Source organism: Candidatus Venteria ishoeyi, from assembly GCF_030378065.1.
Classification (GTDB): domain Bacteria; phylum Pseudomonadota; class Gammaproteobacteria; order Beggiatoales; family Beggiatoaceae; genus Venteria; species Venteria ishoeyi.
This window is the reverse complement of the sequence record NZ_JAUCGJ010000094.1, coordinates 1-4,281: the sequence shown is the minus strand read 5'-3', so window position 1 is coordinate 4,281 and position 4,281 is coordinate 1. Positions and strand designations below refer to the sequence as shown.

Below are 4,281 nucleotides of genomic sequence, written 5' to 3'. Positions count from 1 at the left end.
CTGGTTTGAGGCAGATTTTTTCATTATTTGAGGCGAATATTGGGTATATTTAACGAAAATAAGGGAGAAATCTGACCAAATCCAGCTTTTCCGCAGTAGGTCTTGTGTTCTCGGACAGCCTCCTAGTATTGATTGAGCCTATACCAAACTCAAATTAATTTCCTTTGCACTTTAGATAAAAATATGCCAAAAAAAAACAAATCTAGAAAAAAACTACTTTCCATTAAAAATCAAAAAACTGGAAAATCTGTTAAACACAAGGCATTGATTGATACTGCCTGTCAATCAATATTAGGATTATTTCAGCGTGGGCATGTTGCTGAGGCATTAAAGCAGTTGCAACAGGCAGCAGCCCTGTATCCTCAGGCAACACAGTTATGGCGATTGGCTGTTATGCTTTATGCCTCCACTGGTCATTTAGCACACGCTGAAGCGGCAGCCAATAAAGTTTTAAGCTTGCAAGTATCCGCTGAAGCTTATTATGATTTGGCCCTGGTGAAACAGCATCAAAACTGCTGGGTTGAAGCGGAAACGGCATTGCGGCAGGCTATTCATAAAAATCCCCAGTTTGCTGAAGCCTATAATAACCTGGGTTTGGTTTTATATGAACAGCATCATCTGGATGAGGCCATTAATGCTTATCGCCAGTCCATTCATTATAAACCCACTTATGCCCGGGCTTATACGAACTTGGGCTGTGCCTTGAAAAAAGCCCGGAAATTCTCTGAAGCCTGTGAGATGCATCGCCATGCCTTGAAACTGCAACCCGGTTTTGCCGGTGCTTATAACAATTTGGCAGGCGCATTAAATTCGCAAGGCAAGCATGAAGAAGCCTTAAGTACCTGCCAGAAAGCCATTCAGTTAAAACCGGATGTTGCTGAAGCTTATAATACCCTGGCAAATACTTTTGCTCACCTAGAACAGGATGATAAAGCCCTGGCAGCCTATCAACAGGCAATAGCCTTAAAGCCGGATTTAGCCGAAGCACATAATTCCTTAGCCGTAATACTTGGCAAGCAGGAACATTTGATGGAAGCTAATGTCGCATGTCGGGAAGCCCTGTGCCTGCAACCCGATTTATTCAAGACGCTGGCCATGCTTACTCATAACTTACAAAAAATCTGTGCCTGGCAGGAATGGCAGTCCTTGTCGCAACAGCTTATACAGGCAACGGCAGCAGGCAAAGATTATGAAATAGCACCTTTTGCTTTTATGAGTTTGTCAGATGATCCGGCTTTACAACAGATTTGCGCCCGTCACCATGCGGCAAGAGAGATTGAGCCATTTAAGCCTTCATCTCCTGTCAGTCCCGTGATCCATCAGCATGGCAAATTGCGTATTGCCTATCTATCTGCTGATTTTCGCAAGCATCCCATTGCTTATGTGATAGCGGAAGTTTTTGAATTACATGATCGCAATCGTTTTGAAGTTATTGCTTATTCAGTAGGTCCGGATGATGACAGTGATATAGGCAAGCGTATTAAAGCTGGGTTTGATCGTTTTGAAGAAGTTAAAACCTTATCTATAGAACAACTTGCGGCCCGGATTCGGGCAGATAAAATTGATATATTAGTGGACTTAACCGGTTATACCTCCCACAACCGCAGTGCAGTACTGGCCTTACGTCCTGCTCCTGTGCAGGTGCAATATCTGGGCTATCCGGGAACCCTCGGCACACGCCATGTCGATTATGTGATTGCCGATAAAACGATTATTCCACAAAAAGATTTTGAGTTTTTTAATGAAAAAGTGGTATGGATGCCTGATACTTATCAGTCCAGGGATCGGCAATGCCCCATTGCGGAGAGACCCACGCGCAGCGAGGCAGGTTTGCCGGAACAGGGCTTTGTCTGGTGTTGTTTTAACAATTCATACAAAATCACGCCGGAGGTTTTCAGTTTATGGATGCGTTTATTACAGGCGGAGCCAGGCAGCGTATTGTGGTTGGCAGAAAATAATTCATGGATGGCAGCAAATCTGCGCCGTGAAGCACAAAACCGGGGTGTAGACCCTGGGCGGCTTATTTTTGCTCATCAACTACCCCTGGAAGAACATTTGGCGCGCGTAGCCTTAGCCGATCTGTTTTTAGATACCTTGACTTATAATGCTCACGCTACAATGAGTGACACTCTGTGGGCCGGGGTACCGGCAATAAGCTGCATGGGACAAAGTTTAGCCTCGCGTGTTGGCACAAGTTTATTACAAGCTGTGGGGTTGCCGGAGTTAATTACTGATAATCTCCAGGATTATGAAAACCTGGCGCTGAGCCTTGCCAGAAACCCGGATAAGCTTGCGGCGATTAAGCATAAACTTGAAAGCAATCGCGATAGTTGCGCTTTATTTAATACCCCGATGTTTGTAAAACATCTGGAAACTGCTTATGAAATGATGTGGGCGCGGGCCAAACAGGGTTTGCCACCAGCGCATATTCAAGTGCCTTCAGCGCCTGGAAACTGAACACAATAGGAAAACAAACATGAGCAGAGCTATATTTTTATGAACCCAAGAAAACTCATCAGCTTTGACTGGGCGATTAAAAAAATCCTTCGCAGCAAAGCCAATTTTGGCATTCTTGAGGGGTTTTTAAGTGAGTTGTTGTTTACCGATATCACTATTCTTGAAGTGCTGGAAAGTGAAAGTAATCAGGAAATGGGTTTTGATAAATACAATCGGGTTGATATTAAGGTTGCTGATGCAGACCAGCGGATTATTCTTATCGAAGTGCAGTATTCCCGTGAACTGGATTATTTGCAAAGAATTTTATTTGCCAGCAGTAAAACAATTACAGAGCATCTGATAGAGGGCGCGGCTTATGCTGAAGTCAGCAAGGTAATTTCAGTCAATATTCTTTATTTTGATTTTGGCAAGGGTGACGATTATATCTATCATGGCACCACAAATTTTATCGGTCTGCATAATCACAGCGTATTGGAATTAAGTGCAGAACAGAAAAATCTTTATAAATCAGAAAAAATTGCGGATATTTATCCTGAATATTATTTAATTGAAATCAGAAACTTTAATGATGTCGCCAAAGACAGTCTGGATGAATGGATTTATTTTCTTAAAAATGAAGAAATCAAGGAAGATTTTACCGCCAAAGGCCTGAAACAGGCAAAAGAGACGCTTAATGTACTGAAAATGAGTGAGCAGGAACGTCTTGCCTATGACCGCCACCAGACGCAATTACATCATGAGGCGAGTATTTACCAGTCTACTTATGTGCTGGGACAAATGGAAGGTCATGAAGCAGGCTTTGAAGCAGGCCATGAAAAGGGACATGAAAAGGGACATAAAAAAGGTAAAGAGGAAGGTATTCTGCTAATGGCTAAAAATATGAAACAGGCTGGAATCGCAATCGCAACTATTATGCAGGTAACGGGTTTGTCGGTAGAGCAAATAGACAAGCTGTAGAGAATCATTATGTTAATTTCCGTACACATCCCTAAAACCGGGGGCAGTTCATTCAGAAGTTTGTTGCGGCAGGTTTTTAAGGAAAAATTACTGCTGGATTATGCTGACGCGCCCATGCAGCAGGGTAACTTTTCCCGCAATATGAAAGCCGTATTGGCATTGCCGGGAGGACGGGGCATTGAGCGGCAGTATGATTGTGTGCATGGTCATTTTCTGCCGCTGAAATACCGCTGGGTTCGTAATCAATCCTTGATCACCTGGTTGCGTGACCCGGCAGAAAGAGTGGCTTCCCGATATTTTTACTGGAAACGGAAATTTAATCCAGAGGCGACGCAGTTTCGCAAATATATTAAAGACGCTGACATTTCTTTGGAGGCATTTTGCAAAATTCCACATTATCAGAATCTGTATGCTAAATATTTGTGGATGATGAATATTAAACAATTTGATTTTATCGGTATTACCGAGAATTATGATAATAGTTTGCAGATTTTCAAAAAAATGTATGATATTAATGCTGCCGTCTCTGTAACGGCGGACAATACCAATCCCGATAAATCAAGCAAACAGGCTTATGTGATGGATGAAAATTTACGCCATTTGATTTATCAGAATAATCAACAGGATTATGATATTTATCAGCGGGGCGTGGAAATTAATCAACGACTGCAAGCGCAGTGGCTGGGATAATAAGACTAAACAACCACCCGCTAAAAGACGGGTGGGTTAGAGCGTTTGGTGGCTGAAAGCCGAGATACAGGGCGGACAAGCCCTGTTGTTTAGCCCCAACGGGGCGCATTAATATAGCCAAGGGCAACGCCCCACTACCATTAACTTAAAGAGCCCAATCCTCGGATTGGGAGTCTA

3 protein-coding genes are annotated in these 4,281 nt (G+C 43.0%); all 3 read left to right on the top strand.

Annotated elements, in window-relative coordinates:
• Positions 1 to 183: 183 nt before the first annotated feature.
• Genes QUF61_RS17960 through QUF61_RS17950 form a run of 3 tightly spaced genes read left to right on the top strand, consistent with a single transcriptional unit; the run spans position 184 to position 4,104 of the window.
• Positions 184 to 2,457, top strand: a complete 2,274-nt coding sequence (locus QUF61_RS17960) for a tetratricopeptide repeat protein (protein ID WP_289682927.1) — start codon at positions 184 to 186, stop codon at positions 2,455 to 2,457.
• Positions 2,458 to 2,496: 39 nt separating this feature from the next.
• Positions 2,497 to 3,414 carry an Rpn family recombination-promoting nuclease/putative transposase gene (locus QUF61_RS17955; protein WP_289682926.1) on the top strand — a complete coding sequence of 306 codons (918 nt, stop codon included), beginning with the start codon at positions 2,497 to 2,499 and terminating at the stop codon, positions 3,412 to 3,414.
• A 9-nt stretch (positions 3,415 to 3,423) separates the two neighbouring features.
• Positions 3,424 to 4,104, top strand: coding sequence for a sulfotransferase family 2 domain-containing protein (locus tag QUF61_RS17950; RefSeq protein WP_289682925.1), 681 nt, complete (start codon positions 3,424 to 3,426; stop codon positions 4,102 to 4,104).
• The last annotated feature ends 177 nt before the right edge of the window (positions 4,105 to 4,281 follow it).